General features: G+C 49.6%; 1 protein-coding gene. It reads left to right on the forward strand.

Features of this window, described 5'->3' with window-relative positions:
• Positions 1–680 (forward strand): hypothetical protein (locus ACGF7G_RS22560; protein ID WP_387468523.1); only part of this gene is annotated, 680 nt, incomplete at both ends.

A 680-nucleotide genomic window follows, 5' to 3' on the forward strand; every position in this document is an offset into this window, starting at 1 on the left:
ACTATAACCAACAGTAACAGCCAACCTGAACAGGGGATCTCCAGCCTGGGAACCCTGACCATGACCGCAGGTACCATCGATAACCATCAGGGGATCGTAGCAGCTAATCAACAACTCAAAGTGACATCATCAGGAATAGTCGATAACACTGGCGGTACAATAGTCAGTCAGCATCAGCAACTGACACTGAAAACCGGTGAAATGGACAACACCGGAGGCTTGTTGAAATCCGGTACCACCCTTTCACTCAACACTCAAGGCCAAAAGCTGACTAACGCCCAGAGCGGAGAAAAACGCGGCATTCTCAGCGGCAGTGACCTAACACTGGAAGCTGGAGAAATCGATAACACCACTGGTGTGATAGATTCACAAGGCGAAACCACACTGACCAGCCAGAACCTCGACAATACCAAAGGAAAAATCCTTTCAAAGGGAAAAGCAGGCCTGACAACACAAGCGGTCAACAACAAAAGCGGACTAATTCAATCCACAGCCAGTCTGGATCTGGATACCCAGCAGCAGGAACTGGTCAACACTGACAGCGGTGAAAACGGCGGGATTGTAGCGCAAGACTCCTTGGAACTGACTACCGGTAAACTGATCAATGACCACGGATCTATCCGTGGCGACCAAACCCACATTAACACCCATCAGCAAGCGTTAAACAACTTAGTCGGCAC

Origin of the sequence: Photorhabdus sp. RM323S, from assembly GCF_042879375.1 — a bacterium.
GTDB classification, from domain to species: domain Bacteria; phylum Pseudomonadota; class Gammaproteobacteria; order Enterobacterales; family Enterobacteriaceae; genus Photorhabdus; species Photorhabdus tasmaniensis.